This is a genomic window from Scandinavium manionii (assembly GCF_024764775.1).
GTDB classification, from domain to species: domain Bacteria; phylum Pseudomonadota; class Gammaproteobacteria; order Enterobacterales; family Enterobacteriaceae; genus Scandinavium; species Scandinavium manionii.
This window is the reverse complement of the sequence record NZ_JALIGC010000029.1, coordinates 19721-42299: the sequence shown is the minus strand read 5'-3', so window position 1 is coordinate 42299 and position 22579 is coordinate 19721. Positions and strand designations below refer to the sequence as shown.

The window sequence follows — 22579 nt, the reverse complement described above, 5'->3', positions numbered from 1 at the left end:
TAAGCATGAGTTTTATGTTGGCACTACCAAAAATCAGCCTGCACGGCGCGGGCGCAATTACGGATATGGTTGAACTGGTGGCGGGGAAACAGTGGGGTAAAGCGCTGATTGTCACCGACGGACAGCTGGTAAAAATGGGCCTGCTCGATTCCCTGTTTACCGCGCTGGATGCGCACCAGATGTCTTATCACCTGTTCGATGAGGTGTTCCCTAACCCGACGGAAGCGCTGGTGCAAAAAGGCTATCAGGCCTGGCATGACGCCAGTTGCGATTTCATTATCGCCTTTGGCGGCGGCAGCCCGATTGACACCGCCAAAGCCGTCAAAATCCTTACCGCCAACCCAGGCCCTTCCACGGACTATTCCGGCGTAGGCAAAGTGAAGCACCCCGGCGTGCCGCTGGTGGCGATTAACACCACCGCCGGAACCGCCGCGGAGATGACCAGTAACGCGGTGATCATCGACAGCGTGCGTCAGGTAAAAGAAGTCATCATCGACCCGAATATCATCCCGGATATCGCTGTGGACGACGCCAGCGTGATGCTCGATATTCCGGCCTCCATCACTGCGGCAACCGGCATGGACGCGCTAACGCATGCGGTCGAAGCTTTTGTCTCCGTGGGCGCGCATCCGCTGACCGATGCTAACGCGCTGGAAGCCATTCGCCTGATTACGCTGTGGCTGCCAAAAGCGGTGGAAGATGGACATAATCTCGACGCGCGCGAACAGATGGCGTTCGGCCAGTATCTGGCGGGTATGGCATTTAACAGCGCTGGATTGGGGCTGGTCCACGCACTGGCCCATCAGCCAGGCGCGACGCATAATCTGCCACACGGCGTCTGCAACGCCATCCTGTTGCCAATCATCGAAAACTTTAACCGTCCAAACGCCGTTGCCCGCTTCGCTCGTGTCGCACAGGCGATGGGCGTCGACACCCGCGGCATGAGTGACGAAGCGGCAAGCATGGCGGCGATTCAGGCAATTCGTGACCTGAGCGCCCGCGTCGGTATTCCTGCAGGTTTCAAAGAACTCGGCGTCACCCGGGCCGATATTGAAGGCTGGCTGGATAAAGCCCTCGCCGACCCGTGCGCGTCCTGTAACCCACGCACCGCCAGCCGCGACGACGTGCGCGAGCTGTATCTGGAGGCATTATGATCCGTAAAGCGTTTGTCATGCAGGTCCACCCGCATACACACGAAGAATATGAACGTCGCCACAACCCGATCTGGCCCGAACTGGAAGCGGTGCTGAAAGCCCATGGCGCGCACCATTACGCCATTTATCTCGATAAGGCCCGCAACCTGCTCTTCGCGACGGTAGAAATCGAGTCAGAAGAACGCTGGGACGCCGTCGCCAACACCGATGTGTGTCAGCGCTGGTGGAAATTCATGGGTGAAGTGATGCCGTCAAATCTGGATAACAGCCCGGTGAGCGCGGAGCTGAAAGAAGTGTTCTGGCTGGAGTAAGCCTCTACCTGTCCTCCCCAAACGCAGGGGAGGACAACAATTTGTTCGCCATATTATCCAGACGTGTTTTCACTTTTCGCATGGTATAGGCGTGAACGATCGGCCCAAACTTATTGGTCGTTTTGTCATCTTTCAGTAAAGGGGTACCGATAAACGCCACAAATGCCGCATTCGGCAACGCCTGCCTAGCCTCAATCACCGCCAGTGGCAATTAACTGTTCTGCTGCCTGATGCTCTTTGCCGATGGTGCAGGAACCCCCTCCCGATAGTCAATTCTGTGATTAATCTCGCGCTGCGCGATTTCTCCATTATGTTATGTTCTCACCAAACTGGCATACGCCAGTTACACATGGAGAACCAGGCAATGGAAAGACTCAAAGTGGTCACACTCGGCGGTGGCTCTGGCTATACCCCGGAATTGATTGACGGTTTTATCCGTCGCCACCAGGAACTGCCGGTCAGTGAGTACTGGCTGGTCGATATTGATGCGGGAAAAGAGAAACTGGAGATTGTCGGCGCACTCGCCCAGCGGATGGTGAAAAAAGCAGGCATCGATATGACCGTTTATCTCACCACCGATCTGGATAAGGCCCTGGCTGGCGCGGATTTTGTCACCACCCAAATTCGCGTGGGGCAACTTGCCGCGCGTATTCAGGATGAAAAAATCCCGCTGCGCTATGGCGTGCTGGGCCAGGAAACCACCGGACCAGGCGGGTTTATGAAAGCGCAACGCACCATTCCCGTACTGCTTGATTTATGCCGCAAAATGGAACAGCTGTGCCCGGATGCATGGCTGATTAACTTCACTAATCCGGCAGGCATGGTGACGGAAGCGCTTTCTCGGCACTCCGCCATAAAATCACTGGGCATTTGCAGCGGCGCAAACAGCATGATGCGGGATATCGCCACGGCGTATGGTGTGGAAAGAGAGGATGTGTATGCCCGGGTGATGGGGTTAAATCACCTGATCTTCGCCGATCGGATCGCGGTCAAAGGCCAGGATCTGACCGACGATTTCATCGAGAAACTGGCTCAGGGCGTGGGCGGCAACCAGCTCAAAAACATTCCTGATATTGGCCTTCCCGCACAATTCATCCGCGCGCTGAAGCTCTATCCGCTCTCCTATCTGAAGTATTTTTATCTCAGCCGGGAAATGGTAGAGCATGAGCTCCAGGCGCTTGAACACGGTGGCACGCGCGGCGAACAATCACTGGTTATCGAAAAATCCCTGTTTGAACTCTATCGCGACCCGAATTTATGCGAAAAACCTGCGGCGCTTTCCGCCCGCGGCGGAGCGCTTTATTCCGATACGGCATGTTCAATTATCAGCTCTATTTACAACAACAAGCGCGAAATCCACGTGGTGAATGTACCCAACCAGGGCGCCACACCGGATTTAGCCGACACGTCCGTGATTGAAACCAACGCCGTTATAGATGCACACGGCGCACATCCTTTGGCTTATGGGCGGCTTCCTGCAGCGATAAAAGGGCTGATTCAGAGCGTAAAAGCCTTTGAGGAGCTGACGGTTGAAGCGGCGATGACCGGCGATAAATCGACGGCCCTGCTGGCCTTAGCGTCGCATCCGCTGGTGCCCTCCGTGGCCGTTGCAGAGCACATTCTGTCCGACTATCTGGCGGCGAACCGCGACTATTTGCCGCAATACACGCTGTAACGCCGACGGTATTTACAGGGAGTAAATATGAACGATTTTCTTGAGAACAGCGTCGTCCCGGTGCTGGTTAAAATTGGTAATAACGTGGTGCTGGTTGCCGTGCGAAACGGGATTGCGTTTACCCTACCGTTTATTATCGCCGGTAGTATTTTCCTCATCATTGCTAATTTGCCCATTCCGGGCTGGAGCGAGTGGCTCGGCGACTATGCCACGCTGCTGAGCATTCCAGTGCAGGCCACGTTTGGCGCAATTGGTTTGATTGCCGCTATTGGCATCAGTTACCACCTCGCCAAACATTACGCGCTGGACGGCCTGAGCTGCGCCTGTATTACGGTCGCGGTGTTTTTGTTATCGCAACTGGATGACCACCATAAGATTAACGTCGATAATTTTGGCGCCGCCGGGCTTTTTTCCGCCATCATCCTCTCGGTATTGACGGTGTATATCGTGCGTTTTTTCATTGTGCATAAGCTCTACATCAAAATGCCCGAGGGTGTGCCGCCTGCCGTTTTGCAGTCATTCGTCAGCCTGGCGCCAGCCTGCGTCTGCTTAGGACTAATTTGGCTGGTGCGCGTGGTGCTCAATTTCGATATCAATGCATTTTTCACGCTGATACTCAGCCCGCTGGTTCGCGGGCTGGATACGCTGCCCGGCATGCTGGTACTGGTGGGTTTGATCTCACTTCTGTGGTGTTGCGGCATTCATGGCACCAATGTTCTGTCGGGGATCACCAGCCCGATTTTCCTTACGTTTATCGCCGAAAATACCCAAGCGTATCTGTCACATCAGCCCATTCCACACATCAATGCCGAAGGGTTTTACACTATCTTTATTTGTTCGGGAGGTTCCGGGGCGACAATGGGGCTGGTACTGGCGATGCTGTGGTCGAAGAGCCGCTATTACAAGTCAATTGGCCGGGTTTCCTTTGGCCCGGCGCTGTTCTGCATCAACGAGCCGGTGATTTTTGGCGTCCCGATGGTATTCAACCCGCTGATGATGATCCCCTTAATCGCCACGCCGATGGTGATTTGTACCTGCTCGTGGCTGCTGATGTCGTTTGGCATTATCGGTAAACCGGTATTACAGGTCCCCTGGACCATGCCCCCCATCCTTAATGCGTATTTTGCCACGGGCGGCAATATTCCGGCCGCTATCTGGTCAGGCTGTATGGTCATTATCTCAGCCGTGATGTATTTCCCGTTCTTTAAGATGCTGGAGAAAAAACAACTACTACAGGAGCGGGTAGAAATGCAGATGCAGGAAACCCAATTGCGTGAGCACGCGTAAACTTCAGGGCGTGGAAACACGCCCCTCCGATCAACAGTGTTATACTGGTTCCTTTTATTGCTCACTGATACCTCTTTTATGGTTGCCCGTTACATCGAAATTAAGAACAGCATCAAAGACGATATTCTGCATAAGCGCTACCGGGTGGGGGAAAAGATCCCTTCCGAGAGAGAACTGGCGCTGATTTACGGCGTGACGCGGGTGACGCTACAAAAATCGATGCACCTACTGGAGCAGGAAGGCTTCATTGAGCGGATCCACGGGAAAGGGATGTTTGTCACCCGGGTTATCGAAGATAACGTGTATATGCTTAACAACGGCGCCAGCGATACCGTCCTCGGTTTTTCCCGTGAGTTTCATCTTCAGGCAAAAATCTCCAGCCGCCTCATTAGCCATAAATTGCTGCCCGCGACGCCTGAGATTGCGCAACAACTGGCAGTCTTACCGGGGCAGCACGTGCACTTCATCCGCCGCGTGAGACTGATTGATAATACGCCGGTGCTGGTTGAGGACTCATGGATTAATGCAGCAGTCATTACCGAGATCCCCGATACTTTGCTGAATGAAGGCTCACTATATGAATATATCGAAACCTACACTGGCAAAAAAATTAAGTTCTACAACTCGGTGATTGAAGGCGGCCTATTTTCCAGAGAGATGGCTGACCTGCTGGGTATCGCGCCTGGCTTGCCAATGTTAAAGGTTTCCGGCGTCACCAAACTCGAAGATGGCACCATCTTCAACTATTCGTTCAGCTATAATCGGGCCGATAAATTCAAAATAAAAAACAACTGGGTCGGAAAGTAAAAAGCGCCTGTCATCAGGCGCTTTTTTGCTCACATTTAATTAAATTCTTAGAAATAGTATTTAAACCGCACGCGAGCACCGTAGCGATCATCGTTGCTGGAAATCTTCTCGTCGCTCTCAATTTTAGACCAGTAGGTCCCCAGATAAATATTGAAGTTATTCATATCCATCACGTTCTGGATCAAATAAGAAGCATGGATGGTATGAATATCATAGGCCCCTTCGTCAGTGATGATGCAGTCATCATCGCAAACCATGTTTTCAAAGTCGTCGATTTTATTATGCGCGTAGATATAACCCAACTCGAAGTTTCTCCATAACGCGTTCGCGCCGGCAGTGAAATCTTCTTCATTGTCGGCATCCATATAGGCCGTATTAAGGTTAAATGTTACGCCATTTTCAGGATCGGTTTTCTTCCCGTCCCATGTCATGGTTAAACCATAGCCGGTACGATCGGACTGATCGACAAACTCGCCTTTGCTGTTGGTATAACCATAGGCGTTATTAATGACGTTGGATTCCATTGCCGCAGAGAATGAAAGTTCTTTCATTGGAGACCAGGAAATAACCGGTCGCATATAAATGACATTTCTCTCTTTATCCATTTCGCGACCGTGGTAGGTACGGCCATCCGCGTTAACATTATCGCTATCGGCAAAAAGCGTGCTCCCGTCTTCAATCAGGGAATTCAATTCAAAGTACCAGTTATCGATTTGCTTGCTCAACAGGAAGTTACCGCCCGCATCGGAACGCCCGCGACCTTCTTTCATCATGTAGATATAGCCCTGACCATCAGTATAAAGGTCATTGGCCGTGTTACCGGAGTGCTCAACAAAGGTATCCTGATTAAGCGGGAACATATCAAAGGCTTCAAAACGACCCACTTTCACTTTCCAGTCATTTTCCTGACCGAAGTGGAAATACGCGTCATCAAGGTTCATGGTGCCGTACATATCCGCCAGTGGCTGGATAGAGAAGCCGGCAAAACGGCCATCAGCCAGTTTACGCATCCCGTCGAAACCAATCAGAATACGACCATCCATATCCCATTGTTCGGTTGTATTGTCTTCATTGAGTTTGGTCAGCGTCCCTCTCTTACTTTCAGCATCCATGTTAAATTCGACATCGCCGTAAATCTTCAGGTCACCATAGCCGGAAAGCGATAATGCCGGGGCGGTGGCATTATTCGCCGTTTCAGATTTTGGCGTTTCGCTTCTGACTACTGTATTTTCCTGAACGGCCTTGAGCTCTTTTCTGTCCACGGTTTGCTGGCTTTTCAATTCCTGAACTTCACGTTCTGCCGACAGTGCTCTGTTCTCTGCGGACACTAACCTTTCTTCTAATAGTTGCAATCGTTGTTCTACGGTGAGCGGTGCTGATTTAGCCAGGGCGGAATTCCCCACCAGCAATAATCCTATTGCGACAGCCAGAGTCGTTTTTTTCATTCGTTACCTTCCATGACATAATAATAAAGCGGAAATGACATCCCGCGGATAATGTATTTATGCGATGAATGTATTTTATTGTTATTTGATAAAAGAGACGCACGCGTTTATCAAACATGATTTTATTCAGAAATATGCTAAATAAATCAGGCTCAAAGATAATATTATCAAGAAGGGAAAGGTGATAATGGAAATGAGCAACAACGTGAGCGAGCTAACATCCCTGTTTTTCAATCATATAATAAACAAATCAATTCAGCTAAAAACCGCCCATGTTATTGAGGGCGATTATAATTAATTCTGCTCAGCGATCAGAATAGCCTGAGTATCTTCTTTCAGCGCTTTAAACACATGCTCCCGATCGGCGGGATAACAAATGTAATCCCCTTCACCTAACTCTTCTGGCGCTTCCGTTAATCCCACCAACGCCCGGCCCTGAGTCACAATAATATGTTCCACAGAACCCGGCGGATGTGGATGTGAAATACGGTCCGCTCCGGGCTGTGTCATCAGCAGATAAATATCCCGACGCGCACCCGGCGGGCAAGTAGCCAGTAAAATCGCCTGGTAGTTAGCCTGTTCGGCCACCACCTTTGTGCCCTCACCCCGGCGGAGCACCTGGGTCGTGGGGGCCTGCGGCTCCAGCAAGCGGGCAAACGGAATATCCAGCGCCACACACAGCGACCACAGAGTTTCCAGGCTAGGATTACCGTTGCCTGCTTCCAGTTGCGACAGCGTCGACTTAGCTATCCCGGCACGGCGGGCAATTTCGGCCAATGAAAGCCCGGTGCGCTGGCGTTCGCGCACCAGACTGCGGGAGATAACGCCGATTGGCTGTGTCATACACGGCTCCGTGTTTTATAAATCGAACGAATCGTTCATCTTGTAAATCAAATCAACAGCGTTCATTATAATGAATACTCGTTCGATATGGCTAAATTTCTATGTTCCGACGTCACCTCGCCTGCCTGAAAGGCGACACCATTAAAGCAATTCTTCTGGTCGACCTGGCGGTTGGCGTGGTCGGGGTTTCCTATGGCTCGCTGGCGATGTCATGGGGCTTTCCACTGTGGGTGCCGTTGGCGCTATCCACGCTGGTGCTGGCCGGTGCGTCTGAGTTTATGTTCCTCGGGATTATTGTCAGCGGTGGCAATCCACTGGCGGCCGCCGTCGCGGGTTTGTTGGTCAACGCCCGTCATATCCCCTTCGGCGTCGCGGTGCGTAACCTGGTCGGCAAGCGCGCCATCGGCCTGCTTGGCTGCCATGTTATGAACGACGAAAGTGTGGTGTTTGGCATGTCACAACCGACGCCAGAACAACGTAAAGCCGCTTATTGGCTGTGCGGCTGCGGCGTGGCAATCCTCTGGCCACTCGGCGTGTTGTTGGGCAGTGGCGTAGGCAAATTGCTACCGTCCCCTGAAACCATCGGCCTCGATGCGGTGTTCCCGGCCATCCTCGTGGCGCTGGTGATCCCGGCCTTTAAACATCGCACCACGCTTATCCGCGCGATGAGCGGCGCAGCGTTGTCGTTAGCCGCTGTGCCGTTTACGCCCGCAGGCGTGCCGGTCCTGTTGTCGCTGCTGGGCCTGTTTGCGAGGAAGAAATAATGGGCGAGACCTTATGGATTATTGCGGGTATCGCAGTGCTGTCTGTCGGCACCTATTTGATGCGCTTTGGCGGCACCAAACTCGGCAATAAACTGGCGCTGTCCGAACGTTCACAGGCGATACTCAACGACGCAGCGACGACCTTATTGTTTGCCGTCGCGCTGGCGGCAACGTTCTTCGAAGGTAGCCATTTTGCCGGTAGCGCGCGCGTCCTCGGCGTGGCGGTGGCGGTGTTTCTCGCCTGGCGCAAAATGCCGCTTATCGTGGTGATTTTATCGGCAGCGGTGGTCACCGCGCTGCTGCGCTACTTCGGCCTGCACTAATCGGTAACACACTCAGGCCCCGCGTCTGAGTGTGCGCCAGCCCGCAAAACTTAGCGCAGTTTCTGTCAGGCCCGCACGACATATTGCCCATCAGCGTTGTCCCTTCTGCCCGCTACACTGAGTGTCTGTTTTTTAGACGGATTATCAGCATGGCGCTTCTTACCCCCGACTGCATCAACCTCAACATCAGTGGCAATACGCCCTATTCCATTCTGAAATCGCTGGCCGATATGGCGTTCACCCGCGGCTTTGTCAGCGATAAAAACCAGTTCCTGCAAACGCTGTTGCAACGCGAAAAGTTGCACTCCACCGGTTTTGGTTCCGGCATCGCGGTGCCGCATGGCAAAAGCCGCGTGGTTAAACATCCTTTCGTTCTGTTTGCCCGCCGAGAAAGCCCCGTTGACTGGCAGGCCGCAGACGGCGAACCGGTGAACGGCTGGATTTGCATCGGCGTTCCGCAGGAAGGGGAAGAAAACCAGGTGAAAATGATCGGTTCGCTGTGCCGCAAGATTATCCACGCCGACTTTATCAGCCAGCTGCAACAGGGCGACGTCAGCCAAATTCTCACGCAGCTCAATCATACGCTCAGCGACTAACAGGAACCGGCCATGGAATCGTCATTACGCGTTGTTGCCATAACTAACTGCCCAGCGGGGATCGCGCACACCTATATGGTGGCCGAAGCGCTGGAGCAAAAAGCCCGTCAGCTCGGGCACACCATTCGGGTGGAAACGCAGGGCTCCAGCGGGGTTGAAAACCGCCTGAGCGATGCGGAAATCGACGCCGCCGATTATGTCATTCTCGCCACCGGGCGCGGCATCAGTAATGATGATCGGCTGCGTTTCGTTGGCAAAAGAGTCTATGAAATCCCTATCTCACAGGCACTGAAAAATATCGATGCCATTTTCCCTCAGTTGGCGTCCCATTCGCAGACGTTTACCGCCGACAGCAGCATGAAGCTGGGAAAACAGGACGTGGCGCAGGGCAGCGTGATGAGCCATTTAATGGCGGGCGTTTCTGCCGCCCTGCCGTTTGTGATCGGCGGCGGTATCCTGGTGGCGATCGCCAATATGCTGGTGCAAATGGGCTTGCCGTATACCGATATGGCCAAAGGCGCGCCATCGTTTACCTGGGTGGTCGAGTCCATCGGCTATCTCGGCTTCACTTTCATGATCCCCGTAATGGGGGCGTATATCGCGTCATCGATTGGCGATAAACCGGCTTTCGCGCCGGCATTTTTGGTGTGCTACCTGGCGAACGACAAAGCCCTGCTCGGCACGCAGTCCGGCGCGGGTTTCCTCGGCGCAGTGGTACTGGGTCTGGCCATCGGCTATTTCGTGCTGTGGTTTCGCAAGGTCCGCCTCGGCAAAGCCCTGCAACCGTTACTCGGTTCGATGCTTATCCCTTTCGTCACGCTGTTGCTGTTTGGCGTGTTGACCTACTACATCGTCGGGCCGTTTATGTCCGACCTGATGAGCGGCCTGCTGCATTTCCTCAACACCATTCCGCCGTCAATGAAGCTCGGTGCGGCGTTCCTGGTTGGCGCAATGCTGGCGTTTGATATGGGCGGCCCGATCAACAAAACCGCGTGGTTCTTCTGCTTCTCGCTGCTGGAAAAACACATTTACGACTGGTACGCCATCGTGGGCGTGGTAGCGCTGATGCCGCCAATGGCCGCAGGGATCGCCACCTATATTGCGCCGAAGCTCTTCACTCAACAGGAAAAAAGCGCAGCCAGCAGCGCGATTGTAGTGGGCGCTACCGTTGCCACCGAACCGGCGATTCCGTATGCATTAGCCGCCCCACTGCCGATGATCACCGCCAATACCCTGAGCGGCGGCATCACCGGCATGCTGGTTATCGCCTTTGGCATTCAGCGTCTGGCACCGGGGCTTGGCGTGTTTGATCCGCTGATCGGGCTGATGTCGCCGGTCGGGTCGTTTTATCTGGTGCTGGCATGCGGCCTGGCACTCAATATCACATTGATTATTGTGCTCAAAGGCTTTTGGCTGAAGCGCAAAATGGCGAAACAGGACACTCTGCATGAACAACGAACTGCTTAAGCAACTCTGCAATGCCACCGCCGTCAGCGGTGATGAACAGGAAGTTCGCGATATTTTGCGGGCGACGCTCGAAGGCTGTGCGGATGAGATCAGTTTCGATGGCCTGGGCAGCTTTGTTGCCCGCAAAGGCAGCCACGGACCGAAAGTTGCGATTGTCGGTCATATGGACGAAGTTGGCTTTATGGTCAGTCACATTACCGATGACGGTTTTCTGCGTTTCGCCACCATCGGCGGTTGGTGGAGTCAGTCAATGCTCAATCATCGGGTGACAATCCGTACCCGTGCCGGAAAACATGTGCCTGGCGTGATCGGCTCTGTGGCTCCTCATGCGTTGAGCGAAAAGCAAAAGCAGCAACCGGTCGATTTCGACGAAATGTTTATTGATATTGGTGCCAACAGCCGCGAACAGGTGGGAAATCGTGGTATCTGCATTGGTGACTTCATCAGCCCAGAGGCGCATTTCGCCCATTGGGGAGACGATAAAATTGTCGGCAAAGCGCTGGATAACCGCGCAGGCTGCGCCCTGATGGCGGAGCTGTTCCAGTCGGTCAATAACCCGGACATTACGCTGTTCGGCGTGGCAAGCGTGGAAGAGGAAGTCGGCCTGCGCGGGGCGCAGACGTCAGCCGAGCACATCAAACCGGACGTGGTCATTGTGCTGGATACCGCCGTAGCGGGCGATGTGCCAGGCATCGATAGCGTCAAATTTCCGCTTAAACTCGGGCACGGCCCGGCGGCGATGCTATTCGATAAGCGTTATTTCCCCAATCAGAAACTGACCTCAATGCTGAAAGAGTGTGCCAGCCAGACCGAGAGTGACGTGCAGTTCTGCATCATGAAAACCGGCGCCACCGACGGCGGACGCTATAACGTAATGGGCGGCGGCCGCCCGGTTCTGGCGCTGTGTCTGCCGACACGCTACTTGCACGCCAATAACGGGATGATTTCTGAAAAAGATTACAACGCGTTGTTTACCGTGGTCCGCACACTTTTACAGCGGCTGAATGGTGATACCGTGGCGGCTTTGCGGGATTTCAGGTAACAACAGGATGCTTAACGACCGCCAGCTTTCTCTTCTGGAAAAACTGGAACATCAGCCCAGCTCCCTTGCGGAACTGGCGCAACACGCTGGCGTTTCCGCCCGGACCATTTCGCGGGACATTGATTATCTGAATTTTACCCTCAGCGGACGCGCCCGGGTAACCAGTCAGGGCAGCGCAGGCGTACAGCTGGAAATTCTCGACAGAAAGCACTATTTCCAGCTGCTTCAGCGCCATGACAACGACGATCAGCTGCTGGCGCTGCTGTTGCTCAACGGGTTTACCACTCGTCTTCAGCTGGCTGATGCGCTGAATCTTCCCGAAACATTGATTGCGGAGAAGCTGGTGAAACTGCGCCAGCGCTATGAAAAAGTCTTCACCATCGCCGGGCGGCCAGGCGTCGGGTACTTCATCGACGAGCCTGAAGCCCGGCAGATTCTGATCCTCGCTAACCTGCTAAAAAAAGATCCATTTGTGTCGTCTCTCACGGGCTTTAATTACGCCGCCGTCGAACGATTGACGGCTGGCATCAGTGCGCTTCAGGCCTGGCCGGCCATCCACCGCGACTATGTGGTGAGCGTGGTGCTGGCGGTGTGGGCGATGCGAAATCTTATCCGCAATGCGCCCCAGGTCGATGCGGATCGCGAAATCGCTTTATGCATTGAGAATGCAGGGTTTTATTTTAATCAGAAGACATTGAGCGTACTGATTTCGTTGCTGGATGCGTTGCAGTACAACGCCACGCAGATAACGCCAGACAGGATCCAACAACTGCTGGATGAGGCGTTGATTGACCATCCGGGCGGTGTGCAGGACGCACAGCTTATTGAGGATTTAACCGGACACGTGACGCGCTGTGCCGCATCACCGGTTTGGGTGGCGGAAAGCCGTCAGAGCAGCATGAATAACCTGAAAGCTGCATGGCCCGTGGCGTTTGATATGAGCATTCGTTTTATCGGCCTGCTGCGGGAACGGCTGGGAATTATCGTTTCTGACAGCGACTTGATTGGGCTGTATTTCGCGTGCGCGCTGGAACGCCATCAAACAGAGCGGCAGCCGGTGATTTTGCTCGCCGAACAAAACGCCATCGCCACCATTAACAAGCTGGCTATCGAGCGGGATGTGCCTAACTGTCGGGTACATATTGCCCGCAGTCTGTCCGGATTGATGGGCCTGCGTGACGAAATTCAGCCGGTTTGTATCATCAATAACAGCCATCTTGAGCTCAACGTCAACATCGGCAATGTGCTGAATATCCGCAATATCATCACCCCTGCGGGTATCGGGCAGATTAAAGATTTCCTCGATACCGTGTATATCCGCCAGAATCTGGAACGGTTATTTCCCGTCGATGCATGTTTCCATGAAGAAAATCAGCCTAACGACACCTGGCTTGAGATTTGCGCGCGGGTCAGTCAGCGCCTGGTCAGGCAAGGGCATCTCACCGATGAGGAAGCCTGGCGTATTTGTCAGCGTGAACAGGAAGGGGAGAATTTGATCGTCAATCAACTGGCGATTCCCCATTGCTGGAGCGAAAAAGAGACCTCATTTCGCGGCTATTTCATTACGCTTCCCCGGTCTGTTGTCGTCAACCATGAGCCGGTGAGCCATTTGTTGATCGCCTGCGCCAGCGCATCTGCCCGCCATGAACTGAAAATATTCAGCTATCTGGCCAGAACGTTGTACAAGCATTTACCGGGGAAAATTGCGGGATTAAAAAGTGCGGAAGAGTTTGTGCGGTTGCTGCGGGAATGAAACCTGTCCCGGGCTCAAGACGAGCCAGGGACAGTGGCTATGACTTACTTATTTAACTCAGCGGTCATGTGTACGCGGTTACCGGTGAAAGCCTGGGTAATGGTGTAAGAAGATGCGCCAGCTTCCTGAGCCTGTGCTGCGATTTTCGCTTCTGCACCATCGATGGTGGAAGAGGTTGCGGTGACAGTCTGTGCAGCGAAAGAACCGAATGACGTTGCGAGAGCGATAACTGCTACAAAAGTTTTGATGCTTTTCATGATGTATACCCTTCAGTTAAGTTGTCTTGGTAAGGCATGTTTCCTTGATGTGTTAAATAATAGACCCACATACTGACAACGAATAGCGGAAGGTTTTGCTTACATCATTCAAATTAATTGAATTAAAATCAGCCAACCAAAAGGCGCTGAGGATGGGTATAAATCGTCGCCCTACCCGGTTTGCAGAAGCCCACCAGCGTCAGGTTGCAGCGCTCAGCCACTTCCACCGCCAGCGTCGTCGCAGCGGAGACAGCGAACAGGATTTCTACGCCACACATCGCGGCTTTCTGCACCATTTCATAGCTGGCCCGGCTGGAGACCAGCACTGCGCCCTGCTGCCATACATCGCCTCCGCCCGCCCGTCGTCCCAGCAGTTTATCCAGCGCCACGTGGCGGCCGACATCTTCCATTCCTCCTGCCAGGGTGCCGTTAGAGGTGACCCATGCGGCAGCGTGGGTGCAACCCGTCAGACGGCCCACCGGCTGGACATCGTTGAGGTGTTCGAGCGCGAGATCGAGATATTTGAGGCTGAAATTCTGGGTGAACGGCAGCGGTGTAATCGGGCGACCCACATCATCGAGCTGTTCCACGCCGCACACGCCGCAGCCTGTGCGCCCGGCCAGCGCGCGACGACGTTCTTTGAGCGCCATAAAACGCCGGCTGGAGAGTTCAATCTGCACTTCGAGTCCGTTACAGACCTGCAGCACTTCCATCCCGAAAATTTCCGATCGGTTTTCAATAATCCCTTCGGAGAGGGAAAAACCGATGGCAAAAAGCATCAGATCCTTCGGCGATGCCATCATCACCACATGTGAAATACCGTTATAGACCAGCGCCACGGGGACCTCTTCCGCGAGCTCGTCCTGCTGAGTGTGGTGTAAATCCTGGCGCTTCCAGAGATTCACCTGACGCATTCCAGTGATATCACTCACATTACCAACCTGTTCTGATGATTTTTCGTTCACTTTACATTAACCGCATTGGAACAAACGTACACACATTGTGGTATTCTGAAGGCATATCCCTCCGGGAAAGAGGGAGATTACCCCAATTCTGAACCTTTGTGGCAATGACCGCAAAGGTAAATAACAATCCATCCCCTTAGCGGTTTAGGTATTGAGTGGCGACGGGGAAGCAATGTCGAAACAAGGAGTGACCATGCAGGTCAGCAGAAGGCAGTTCTTTAAGATCTGCGCTGGCGGTATGGCAGGCACAACGGCAGCTGCTTTGGGGTTTGCCCCAAGCGTAGCGCTGGCGGAAACGCGACAGTATAAACTGCTGCGCACCCGTGAAACCCGTAATACCTGCACATATTGTTCTGTCGGTTGTGGGCTGTTGATGTACAGCCTCGGTGACGGAGCAAAGAACGCCAAAGCATCCATCTTCCATATCGAAGGCGACCCGGATCATCCGGTAAACCGTGGGGCGCTTTGCCCGAAAGGCGCGGGTCTGGTGGATTTCATCCACTCCGAAAGCCGTCTGAAATACCCTGAATACCGTGCACCAGGCTCCGATAAGTGGCAGCAAATCAGCTGGGACGACGCGTTCGAACGCATCGCCAAACTGATGAAAGCCGATCGTGACGCCAACTTCATCGCACAAAACGCCGAAGGCACTACCGTCAACCGCTGGCTCTCCACCGGTATGCTGTGTGCATCTGCGTCCAGTAACGAAACCGGCTATTTAACCCAGAAATTCTCCCGTGCGCTCGGTATGCTCGCGGTGGACAACCAGGCACGCGTCTGACACGGACCAACGGTAGCAAGTCTTGCTCCAACATTTGGTCGCGGTGCGATGACCAACCACTGGGTGGATATTAAAAACGCCAACCTGGTTGTGGTGATGGGGGGTAACGCCGCTGAAGCGCACCCGGTCGGGTTCCGCTGGGCGATGGAAGCCAAAATACATAATGGCGCCAAACTTATTGTTATCGATCCGCGCTTTACGCGTACGGCATCGGTCGCTGATTTCTATACGCCGATTCGTTCCGGCACGGACATTACCTTCTTGTCCGGGGTTATTCTGTATCTGCTGAATAACGAAAAAATTAACCGTGAATACACCGAGGCGTATACCAACGCCAGCCTGATTGTGCGCGAAGATTACGCGTTCGACGACGGTCTGTTCTCGGGTTATGACGCCGACGCACGCAAGTACGATAAAACCAGCTGGAACTATGAACTGGACGAAAACGGCCACGCCAAACGCGACACCACGCTGACTCATCCGCGCTGCGTGTGGAACCTGCTGAAAGAGCACGTTTCACGCTACACGCCAGAGATGGTTGAGAACATTTGTGGTACGCCGAAAGCTGACTTCCTGAAAGTCTGTGAGTACATCGCGGAAACCAGCGCTCACGATAAAACCGCCTCATTCCTGTATGCCCTGGGCTGGACGCAGCACTCCGTCGGCGCGCAAAACATCCGCACCATGGCGATGATCCAGCTGCTGCTCGGCAATATGGGTATGGCAGGCGGCGGCGTGAACGCCCTGCGCGGTCACTCCAATATTCAGGGCCTGACCGACCTTGGCCTGCTGTCGCAAAGCCTGCCGGGCTATATGACGCTGCCAAGCGAAAAACAAACTGACCTGCAAACCTATCTGACCGCCAATACGCCAAAACCGCTGCTGGAAGGCCAGGTAAACTACTGGGGCAACTATCCGAAGTTCTTCGTCTCGATGATGAAATCCTTCTACGGTGACAAGGCGACAGCGGAAAACAACTGGGGCTTTGACTGGTTGCCGAAGTGGGACAAAGGCTACGACGTGCTGCAGTACTTCGACATGATGTACAAAGGCCAGGTGAACGGCTATCTCTGCCAGGGCTTTAACCCGGTGGCGTCGTTCCCGAACAAAAACAAGATTGTGGCCTCGCTGTCGAAGCTGAAATTCCTCGTCACTATCGATCCGCTGAATACTGAAACGTCTACCTTCTGGCAGAACCACGGCGAGCAGAACGACGTTGACCCGTCAAAAATCCAGACCGAAGTATTCCGTCTGCCATCAACCTGCTTCGCCGAAGAGAACGGTTCTATCGTTAACTCCGGCCGCTGGCTGCAATGGCACTGGAAAGGCGCGGATGCCCCGGGGATCGCCAAAACCGATGGTGAAATCCTGGCCGGTATTTTCATGCGTATGCGTGAAATGTATGCCAAAGACGGCGGCCCGGCGCCTGAGCCGGTGCTCAACATGACGTGGAATTACTCCACGCCGGACGAGCCTGCTTCGGAAGAAGTAGCGATGGAAAGCAACGGTAAAGCGCTGGCAGATATTACCGATCCGGCTACCGGCGCGGTTATCGTCAAAAAAGGCCAGCTGCTCAGTTCGTTTGCGCAGCTACGTGATGACGGCACCACCGCCAGCGGTTGCTGGATTTTCGCCGGCAGCTGGACGCCGGACGGCAACCAGATGGCGCGTCGCGATAACGCTGATCCATCAGGCCTGGGCAATACGCTCGGCTGGGCATGGGCATGGCCGCTGAACCGTCGCATCCTGTATAACCGTGCTTCCGCAGACCCGCAGGGTAAACCGTGGGATCCGAAGCGCCAGCTGATCAAGTGGGATGGCGCGAAATGGGGCGGCGCGGATATTCCGGACTACAGCACTGCAGCGCCGGGGACTGACGTTGGGCCGTTCATCATGCAGCCGGAAGGTATGGGACGCCTGTTTGCTCTCGATAAGATGGCAGAAGGGCCGTTCCCGGAACATTACGAGCCGTTTGAAACGCCGCTTGGCACTAACCCACTGCACCCGAACGTCATTTCGAACCCGGCCGCACGCGTGTTCAAAGACGATATGGAAGCGATGGGTAAACACGATAAGTTCCCGTACGTTGGGACCACGTATCGTCTGACCGAGCACTTCCACTACTGGACCAAGCACGCGTTGCTGAACGCTATCGCGCAGCCAGAACAGTTCATCGAGATTGGTGAGAAGCTGGCGGATAAACTCGGCATCGGCCACGGCGACACGGTGAAAGTCTCCTCCAACCGCGGCTATATCAAAGCCAAGGCGGTGGTGACCAAACGTATTCGCACGCTGAAAGTGGACGGGAAAGACGTGGATACCATCGGGATTCCGATCCACTGGGGTTATCAGGGCGTCGCGAAGAAAGGCTTTATCGCGAATACCCTGACGCCGTTTGTTGGCGATGCCAACACCCAGACGCCGGAGTTTAAATCCTTCCTCGTGAACGTGGAAAAGGTCTAGCGGAGACGAAATATGGCTTATCAATCTCAAGATATTATTCGCCGTTCCGCGACTAACGGTTTCACGCCCGCGCCTCAGGCGCGGGATCATCAACAGGAAGTGGCGAAACTCATCGACGTGACCACCTGTATCGGCTGCAAAGCCTGTCAGGTGGCCTGTTCGGAGTGGAACGATATCCGTGATGAAATCGGTCACAACGTCGGGGTGTACGACAACCCGGCGGATTTGACCGCAAAATCATGGACTGTGATGCGCTTTTCGGAAGTCGAGCAGAACGACAAACTGGAGTGGCTTATCCGTAAGGATGGCTGCATGCACTGTGCCGATCCTGGTTGTCTGAAAGCGTGTCCGTCGGAAGGGGCTATCATTCAGTATGCCAACGGCATCGTCGACTTCCAGTCCGAGCAGTGCATCGGTTGTGGCTACTGCATTGCAGGCTGCCCGTTTGATGTGCCGCGTCTGAACCCGGAAGATAATCGCGTCTACAAATGTACGCTGTGCGTCGACCGCGTCACCGTGGGCCAGGAGCCGGCATGTGTGAAAACGTGCCCAACCGGCGCTATCCACTTTGGTTCGAAAGAGGATATGAAAGTGCTGGCGGGCGAGCGCGTCACCGAGCTGAAAACGCGCGGTTATGACAACGCGGGTCTGTACGATCCTGCGGGCGTCGGCGGTACGCATGTGATGTACGTCCTGCATCATGCCGACAAACCCGGTTTGTATCACGGCCTGCCGGAAAACCCGGAAATCAGTCAAACCGTTAAATTCTGGAAAGGTATCTGGAAACCGCTTGCGGCAGTTGGCTTCGCAGCAACCTTTGCGGCCAGCATCTTCCACTACGTCGGGGTCGGTCCGAACCGCGCCGATGAGGAAGAGGATAATCTGCATGAAGAGAAAGACGAGGTGCGCAAATGAAACGTCGTGACACCATCGTGCGCTACACCGCGCCGGAACGCATCAACCACTGGGTCACCGCTTTCTGCTTCATTCTGGCGGCGGTGAGCGGACTGGGCTTTTTCTTCCCGTCCTTCAACTGGCTAATGCATATTCTCGGCACGCCGCAGCTGGCGCGTATTCTGCATCCGTTCGTCGGGGTGGTGATGTTCGCTTCGTTCATCATCATGTTCTTCCGTTACTGGCATCACAACCTCATCAATCGGGACGATATCTTCTGGGCGAAGAATATCCGTAAGATTATCGTCAACGATGAAGTGGGTGACACAGGACGATACAATTTCGGCCAGAAGTGCGTTTTCTGGGCGGCGATTATCTTCCTGCTGCTGCTGCTGGTGAGCGGCGTGATTATCTGGCGACCTTACTTCGCGCCCGCCTTCCCAATTCCGATTATCCGCATCGCGCTGATGCTGCATTCATTTGCCGCAGTCGCGTTAATTGTGGTTATTATGGTGCATATCTACGCGGCCCTTTGGGTCAAAGGCACCATTACCGCGATGGTGGAAGGCTGGGTCACCAGCGCATGGGCGAAAAAACATCACCCGCGCTGGTACCGTGAAGTCCGCCAGAAAGAGGAAAAATCGACCGAATGAGTATTCGCATAATCCCACAAGATGAACTGGGGAGTAGCGAGAAACGTACGGCGGAAGCAATTCCGCCGTTATTATTCCCGCGACTGAAAAATCTTTATCACCGCAGAGCGGAACGCTTGCTGCAGCTGGCGCAGGATAATCCGCTTGGCGACTACCTGCGCTTTGCGGCGCTGATAGCCCACGCCCAGGAAGTGGTGCTTTACGACCACCCGCTGCAAATGGATCTGACCGCGCGCATCAAAGAAGCGGCAGACCAGGGCAAACCGCCACTGGATATCAGCACGCTGCCGCGCGATAAGCACTGGCAGAAACTTCTGCAATCGATGATTGCCGAGTTGAAACCTGAAATGAGTGGCCCGGCGCTGGCAGTTATCGAGAACCTTGAAAAAGCGTCAGACACTGAGCTGGAAGAGATGGCATCTGCGCTGTTCGCGTCTGATTTTTCCTCCGTCAGCAGCGATAAAGCTCCGTTCATCTGGGCCGCGCTGTCGCTGTACTGGGCGCAAATGGCGAACCTTATTCCGGGGAAAGCCCGCGCGGAATACGGCGAACATCGCCAGTTCTGCCCGGTGTGCGGTTCAATGCCGGTGTCGAGCGTTGTGCAAATTGGTACCACCCAAGGGCTGCGCTACCTGCACTGCAACCTGTGTGAATCCGAATGGCACGTGGTGCGCGTGAAGTGCAGTAACTGCGAGCAGAGCCGCGATTTACACTATTGGTCACTGGATAACGAGCAGTCCTCCGTCAAAGCCGAAAGCTGTGGCGACTGCGGAACCTACCTCAAAATCCTGTATCAGGAAAAAGACCCCAACGTCGAGCCCGTGGCCGACGACCTCGCCTCGCTGGTGCTGGATGCGCGAATGGAACAAGAGGGCTTTGCCCGCAGTTCCATCAACCCGTTCCTGTTCCCGGGCGAAGGGGAGTAATTTCCATTAAGAATCGGGCAGCATTGGGTTGTCCGGCTCTATAAAATGTATGGCGTCACTACGCCGGATATCCCTGAAAAATCTTTTGTATTGCGTGTCAATAAACTGCGCCGATGCACCTGCGCGGTTGCCAGGATGATGGCATCAGGAAGTTTCATTCCATGCTCTTGCCTTATCTGAACACTCTTTTCTGCAATGTCCTTCGAGATGTCGATAACTTCAAATACAGACAGTGCGAGACGCGTCCGGTTTTCCTGGTTATATTTTCTGGCACCGACCATGACTTCCATCCAGGTCACCAGGCTAATTGCGCGCTGCGAAGCATATTTTTCGATCGTTTCCATGGCTTCACGGCGACCACTAAATAAATCAATTAAGATATTGGTATCAAAAAGAGCAGCGGTCATTTCTATTACCACTCCTCTCGCAGTTTTCTTTGATACTCAACGCCTTCTTCATCACAGTTTTTCCAGAGTCCAAGCGCATCTGCAATGGCGTTTTGGTTTTGCCTCTCAAGGTATTGTTCTACGGCCTCCCGCAGAAGCTCGGCTCGCGGAAGGTTACGATGTTGCTTAAGATCATCGAGGCGCTTAATAAGCTCATCCGATAAATCGAGTAATATTCGACCCATATCCATTCCTGACACCATGCTCATATATACCTCAAGTATATCATTGCTGCTCAATTAACCATCAAAATACACATGGTCGTAGAAGGGTTAAAGTCGAAAATTGAGATTCTGATCGCTTTTGCGAGCAGCTTTCCAGAATCTGGACAAAACAGTAAATGGCGGTTTTCAAATAGCAAATTCCAGGTCATAACACTGGATATGCACACAGTAAAATGGATAACAAAATGGCACTGGAAGCAGGTATTGCGGAGTTGGTTAACGGCTTCATTGCAGCGGGCAGACCCTCGCCCAGAACTCAGAGCGTAGAAGAACGCAGAGCCGGATACGTTGCGAGCACGGTGCTGGCTGGGGATAAAGAAATGCGTGTCCAGACACGCTCTTTCGAACACGAAGGCATTCGTTTTTGGGTCGCCTCGCCTTTGCTGCTCAGCGACCCGCGTCCTGCGGTCATTTACTACCATGGCGGCTGCTTTATCAGCGGTGGCGTTACCACTCACGAGAAGCAACTGCGCCACGCATACCGAATCAACAAATGAATTCTGAGCTACATCTTCGCTCACTACTCCTCTTCGTTGCCGCCCTCTTCCAGCGGCCCGAAAGGTTTGGCGGGCAAGACCATGAAGATGCCTTCAAAAATCGCGCCAGAGGTCTCGTCGCCGAATAGCTCAACCTGCAACTGAACGCGGGCTTTACGTCCGCGCGCCAGGCGGTCGAGATCGCCGCTGAGTGAGCCGAGATCGGCTATCGCACTTGGCTTGCCGCTGATCGGTTTGCTGTAGCGAATGTGGGCATCGGCCAGAATGATCGTACCGCCGAGATGACGCTCGCGCAGCATCAGCCAGATCAGGCCCCAGCCGGTCAACGTCGCGAGGGAAAACAGGCTGCCAGCGAAAAGGGTATTATGCGGATTCTGGTTGCCGATTTCCGGCATGGTGGTGATGAATTTTTGCCCGGTGTATTGCTGAATACGTACACCCATTTTCTCGCTCAGTGGAATGTGTTCGTACCACGCCTGCTGAAGCTGTCCACACCAGTCGCCGCGGTGCAGGATATCATCGAGCGTCGCGATGGGTTTAATCATCAGGAAGTGCCGAATCGGCGTCGTTTGTGGCGTGGTGATTTCACCCTGGTTCACGAAACCGAGCTTGGCAAAGAATTCGACGGCGTCTTCACGGGCGCTACAGGTCACGCGCTTCACGCCTTCCTGCCGCGCTACGGACTCCAGCGTCATCGCCATCAACGTACCGAGACCTTTATCCTGCACCGACGGGTCGACCGCCATGAAGCGGATAGAGGCTTCGTTATCGCCATTAATATACAGGCGGCCTACCGCCACCAGCTTACCCGCTTCGTCCACCACCATCTGATGATGCGCCATGGCGTCCCAGGCATCACGCTCAGAGCCCTGCGGCTGATGCAGCGGCTTGCGCAGCATTTCCCAGCGGAACTGGTAATAACACGCTAATTCTTCTTCCGTTTGCGGTACTCGAAGGTGATACATAGCGGAACTCTCTTTTGCGGCCCGCGCCCAACCTGCCTGAG

Annotated in this window: 22 protein-coding genes and 2 pseudogenes; 16 read left to right on the top strand and 8 right to left on the bottom strand. The window is 54.0% G+C overall.

The window, feature by feature from the left end; genetic code table 11:
* The first annotated feature begins 5 nt into the window (after positions 1-5).
* Together fucO and rhaM are read left to right on the top strand one after the other, a co-directional pair.
* Complete coding sequence (gene fucO / locus MUU51_RS01595) at positions 6-1154, top strand: lactaldehyde reductase (protein WP_159776476.1); 1149 nt, start codon at positions 6-8, stop codon at positions 1152-1154.
* Entirely contained in the window at positions 1151-1465 is a 315-nt protein-coding gene (rhaM, locus tag MUU51_RS01590) for an L-rhamnose mutarotase (protein ID WP_258966957.1), read from the top strand. The genes fucO and rhaM overlap by 4 nt, the downstream gene beginning before the upstream one ends.
* A gap of 73 nt (positions 1466-1538) precedes the next feature.
* Here the strand turns inward: rhaM and MUU51_RS22160 are convergent.
* Positions 1539-1649 (bottom strand): annotated as a pseudogene (locus tag MUU51_RS22160) (hypothetical protein); the annotation flags it as partial.
* 180 nt (positions 1650-1829) lie between these two features.
* On the opposite strand from MUU51_RS22160, the gene MUU51_RS01580 reads away from it, so the two are divergent.
* Genes MUU51_RS01580 through MUU51_RS01570 form a run of 3 tightly spaced genes read left to right on the top strand, consistent with a single transcriptional unit; the run spans position 1830 to position 5234 of the window.
* Positions 1830-3140: a 6-phospho-beta-glucosidase gene (locus MUU51_RS01580; protein WP_258966956.1), complete on the top strand. Its 1311-nt coding sequence runs from the start codon at positions 1830-1832 to the stop codon at positions 3138-3140.
* A 27-nt stretch (positions 3141-3167) separates the two neighbouring features.
* The gene (locus tag MUU51_RS01575) at positions 3168-4427 is read left to right on the top strand and encodes a PTS sugar transporter subunit IIC (RefSeq protein ID WP_258966955.1); all 1260 of its coding nucleotides are present in this window, start codon (positions 3168-3170) and stop codon (positions 4425-4427) included.
* A gap of 57 nt (positions 4428-4484) precedes the next feature.
* Complete coding sequence (locus MUU51_RS01570; RefSeq protein ID WP_235033725.1) at positions 4485-5234, top strand: GntR family transcriptional regulator; 750 nt, start codon at positions 4485-4487, stop codon at positions 5232-5234.
* Positions 5235-5281: 47 nt separating this feature from the next.
* On the opposite strand, the gene MUU51_RS01565 is transcribed toward MUU51_RS01570, so the two are convergent.
* Together MUU51_RS01565 and MUU51_RS01560 are read right to left on the bottom strand one after the other, a co-directional pair.
* Positions 5282-6679 (bottom strand): carbohydrate porin, encoded by a 1398-nt coding sequence (locus tag MUU51_RS01565; RefSeq protein ID WP_159776484.1) that lies wholly within the window; start codon positions 6677-6679, stop codon positions 5282-5284.
* 294 nt (positions 6680-6973) lie between these two features.
* Complete coding sequence (locus tag MUU51_RS01560; protein ID WP_258966954.1) at positions 6974-7522, bottom strand: helix-turn-helix domain-containing protein; 549 nt, start codon at positions 7520-7522, stop codon at positions 6974-6976.
* Positions 7523-7623: 101 nt separating this feature from the next.
* Between MUU51_RS01560 and MUU51_RS01555 the strand changes: the two genes are divergently transcribed.
* From MUU51_RS01555 to MUU51_RS01530, 6 genes are all read left to right on the top strand, one after another.
* Entirely contained in the window at positions 7624-8286 is a 663-nt protein-coding gene (locus tag MUU51_RS01555) for an AzlC family ABC transporter permease (RefSeq protein ID WP_159776488.1), read from the top strand.
* Positions 8286-8609 carry an AzlD domain-containing protein gene (locus MUU51_RS01550; protein WP_159761608.1) on the top strand — a complete coding sequence of 108 codons (324 nt, stop codon included), beginning with the start codon at positions 8286-8288 and terminating at the stop codon, positions 8607-8609. Before MUU51_RS01555 ends, MUU51_RS01550 begins: the two co-directional genes overlap by 1 nt.
* A gap of 149 nt (positions 8610-8758) precedes the next feature.
* Complete coding sequence (locus tag MUU51_RS01545) at positions 8759-9205, top strand: PTS fructose transporter subunit IIA (RefSeq protein WP_258966953.1); 447 nt, start codon at positions 8759-8761, stop codon at positions 9203-9205.
* Positions 9206-9217: 12 nt separating this feature from the next.
* On the top strand, positions 9218-10672 hold the full coding sequence (locus MUU51_RS01540) for a PTS fructose-like transporter subunit IIBC (protein ID WP_258966952.1): 1455 nt from the start codon (positions 9218-9220) through the stop codon (positions 10670-10672).
* The gene (locus tag MUU51_RS01535) at positions 10653-11714 is read left to right on the top strand and encodes an aminopeptidase (protein WP_258966951.1); all 1062 of its coding nucleotides are present in this window, start codon (positions 10653-10655) and stop codon (positions 11712-11714) included. Before MUU51_RS01540 ends, MUU51_RS01535 begins: the two co-directional genes overlap by 20 nt.
* Positions 11715-11721: 7 nt before the next feature.
* Positions 11722-13467 carry a putative frv operon regulatory protein gene (locus MUU51_RS01530; RefSeq protein WP_258966950.1) on the top strand — a complete coding sequence of 582 codons (1746 nt, stop codon included), beginning with the start codon at positions 11722-11724 and terminating at the stop codon, positions 13465-13467.
* A gap of 44 nt (positions 13468-13511) precedes the next feature.
* On the opposite strand, the gene MUU51_RS01525 is transcribed toward MUU51_RS01530, so the two are convergent.
* Together MUU51_RS01525 and fdhD are read right to left on the bottom strand one after the other, a co-directional pair.
* Entirely contained in the window at positions 13512-13724 is a 213-nt protein-coding gene (locus MUU51_RS01525; protein WP_110511886.1) for a YdgH/BhsA/McbA family protein, read from the bottom strand.
* A 128-nt stretch (positions 13725-13852) separates the two neighbouring features.
* Positions 13853-14689, bottom strand: coding sequence for a formate dehydrogenase accessory sulfurtransferase FdhD (gene fdhD, locus MUU51_RS01520; protein WP_258966949.1), 837 nt, complete (start codon positions 14687-14689; stop codon positions 13853-13855).
* Positions 14690-14882: 193 nt separating this feature from the next.
* Here fdhD and fdnG point away from each other — a divergent pair, with 193 nt between their 5' ends.
* From fdnG to fdhE, 4 genes are read left to right on the top strand one after another with little or no spacing between them, the layout of a single operon-like run.
* Entirely contained in the window at positions 14883-17933 is a 3051-nt protein-coding gene (gene fdnG / locus MUU51_RS01515) for a formate dehydrogenase-N subunit alpha (RefSeq protein WP_159776552.1), read from the top strand.
* A 12-nt stretch (positions 17934-17945) separates the two neighbouring features.
* Complete coding sequence (fdxH, locus tag MUU51_RS01510; RefSeq protein WP_110511892.1) at positions 17946-18848, top strand: formate dehydrogenase subunit beta; 903 nt, start codon at positions 17946-17948, stop codon at positions 18846-18848.
* Entirely contained in the window at positions 18845-19480 is a 636-nt protein-coding gene (fdoI, locus tag MUU51_RS01505) for a formate dehydrogenase cytochrome b556 subunit (RefSeq protein WP_159776503.1), read from the top strand. The genes fdxH and fdoI overlap by 4 nt, the downstream gene beginning before the upstream one ends.
* Positions 19477-20406, top strand: coding sequence for a formate dehydrogenase accessory protein FdhE (fdhE, locus tag MUU51_RS01500; protein ID WP_159776504.1), 930 nt, complete (start codon positions 19477-19479; stop codon positions 20404-20406). Before fdoI ends, fdhE begins: the two co-directional genes overlap by 4 nt.
* A gap of 38 nt (positions 20407-20444) precedes the next feature.
* Here the strand turns inward: fdhE and MUU51_RS01495 are convergent, their stop codons facing one another.
* Together MUU51_RS01495 and MUU51_RS01490 are read right to left on the bottom strand one after the other, a co-directional pair.
* Positions 20445-20813 (bottom strand): type II toxin-antitoxin system VapC family toxin, encoded by a 369-nt coding sequence (locus MUU51_RS01495; protein WP_159776506.1) that lies wholly within the window; start codon positions 20811-20813, stop codon positions 20445-20447.
* A gap of 5 nt (positions 20814-20818) precedes the next feature.
* Positions 20819-21061, bottom strand: coding sequence for a ribbon-helix-helix domain-containing protein (locus tag MUU51_RS01490; RefSeq protein WP_159776511.1), 243 nt, complete (start codon positions 21059-21061; stop codon positions 20819-20821).
* A gap of 200 nt (positions 21062-21261) precedes the next feature.
* On the opposite strand from MUU51_RS01490, the pseudogene MUU51_RS01485 reads away from it, so the two are divergent.
* Positions 21262-21549: pseudogene (locus tag MUU51_RS01485) on the top strand (alpha/beta hydrolase); the annotation flags it as partial.
* A gap of 47 nt (positions 21550-21596) precedes the next feature.
* Here MUU51_RS01485 and fabY read toward each other — a convergent pair.
* Positions 21597-22538: a fatty acid biosynthesis protein FabY gene (gene fabY / locus MUU51_RS01480; protein ID WP_159776554.1), complete on the bottom strand. Its 942-nt coding sequence runs from the start codon at positions 22536-22538 to the stop codon at positions 21597-21599.
* Positions 22539-22579 lie beyond the last annotated feature (41 nt).

What these genes read in the sequence shown, in the direction of transcription:
- MUU51_RS01530 (WP_258966950.1), top strand. Translation starts at nt 11,722, where the DNA reads ATGCTTAACGACCGCCAGCTTTCTCTTCTGGAAAAACTGGAACATCAG.
- MUU51_RS01490 (WP_159776511.1), bottom strand. Translation starts at nt 21,061, where the DNA reads ATGAGCATGGTGTCAGGAATGGATATGGGTCGAATATTACTCGATTTA.
- MUU51_RS01555 (WP_159776488.1), top strand. Translation starts at nt 7,624, where the DNA reads ATGTTCCGACGTCACCTCGCCTGCCTGAAAGGCGACACCATTAAAGCA.
- MUU51_RS01580 (WP_258966956.1), top strand. Translation starts at nt 1,830, where the DNA reads ATGGAAAGACTCAAAGTGGTCACACTCGGCGGTGGCTCTGGCTATACC.
- MUU51_RS01560 (WP_258966954.1), bottom strand. Translation starts at nt 7,522, where the DNA reads ATGACACAGCCAATCGGCGTTATCTCCCGCAGTCTGGTGCGCGAACGC.
- MUU51_RS01545 (WP_258966953.1), top strand. Translation starts at nt 8,759, where the DNA reads ATGGCGCTTCTTACCCCCGACTGCATCAACCTCAACATCAGTGGCAAT.
- fdhE (WP_159776504.1), top strand. Translation starts at nt 19,477, where the DNA reads ATGAGTATTCGCATAATCCCACAAGATGAACTGGGGAGTAGCGAGAAA.
- MUU51_RS01495 (WP_159776506.1), bottom strand. Translation starts at nt 20,813, where the DNA reads ATGACCGCTGCTCTTTTTGATACCAATATCTTAATTGATTTATTTAGT.
- MUU51_RS01550 (WP_159761608.1), top strand. Translation starts at nt 8,286, where the DNA reads ATGGGCGAGACCTTATGGATTATTGCGGGTATCGCAGTGCTGTCTGTC.
- fucO (WP_159776476.1), top strand. Translation starts at nt 6, where the DNA reads ATGAGTTTTATGTTGGCACTACCAAAAATCAGCCTGCACGGCGCGGGC.
- MUU51_RS01535 (WP_258966951.1), top strand. Translation starts at nt 10,653, where the DNA reads ATGAACAACGAACTGCTTAAGCAACTCTGCAATGCCACCGCCGTCAGC.
- MUU51_RS01565 (WP_159776484.1), bottom strand. Translation starts at nt 6,679, where the DNA reads ATGAAAAAAACGACTCTGGCTGTCGCAATAGGATTATTGCTGGTGGGG.
- fdxH (WP_110511892.1), top strand. Translation starts at nt 17,946, where the DNA reads ATGGCTTATCAATCTCAAGATATTATTCGCCGTTCCGCGACTAACGGT.
- fabY (WP_159776554.1), bottom strand. Translation starts at nt 22,538, where the DNA reads ATGTATCACCTTCGAGTACCGCAAACGGAAGAAGAATTAGCGTGTTAT.
- MUU51_RS01575 (WP_258966955.1), top strand. Translation starts at nt 3,168, where the DNA reads ATGAACGATTTTCTTGAGAACAGCGTCGTCCCGGTGCTGGTTAAAATT.
- fdoI (WP_159776503.1), top strand. Translation starts at nt 18,845, where the DNA reads ATGAAACGTCGTGACACCATCGTGCGCTACACCGCGCCGGAACGCATC.
- rhaM (WP_258966957.1), top strand. Translation starts at nt 1,151, where the DNA reads ATGATCCGTAAAGCGTTTGTCATGCAGGTCCACCCGCATACACACGAA.
- MUU51_RS01540 (WP_258966952.1), top strand. Translation starts at nt 9,218, where the DNA reads ATGGAATCGTCATTACGCGTTGTTGCCATAACTAACTGCCCAGCGGGG.
- MUU51_RS01525 (WP_110511886.1), bottom strand. Translation starts at nt 13,724, where the DNA reads ATGAAAAGCATCAAAACTTTTGTAGCAGTTATCGCTCTCGCAACGTCA.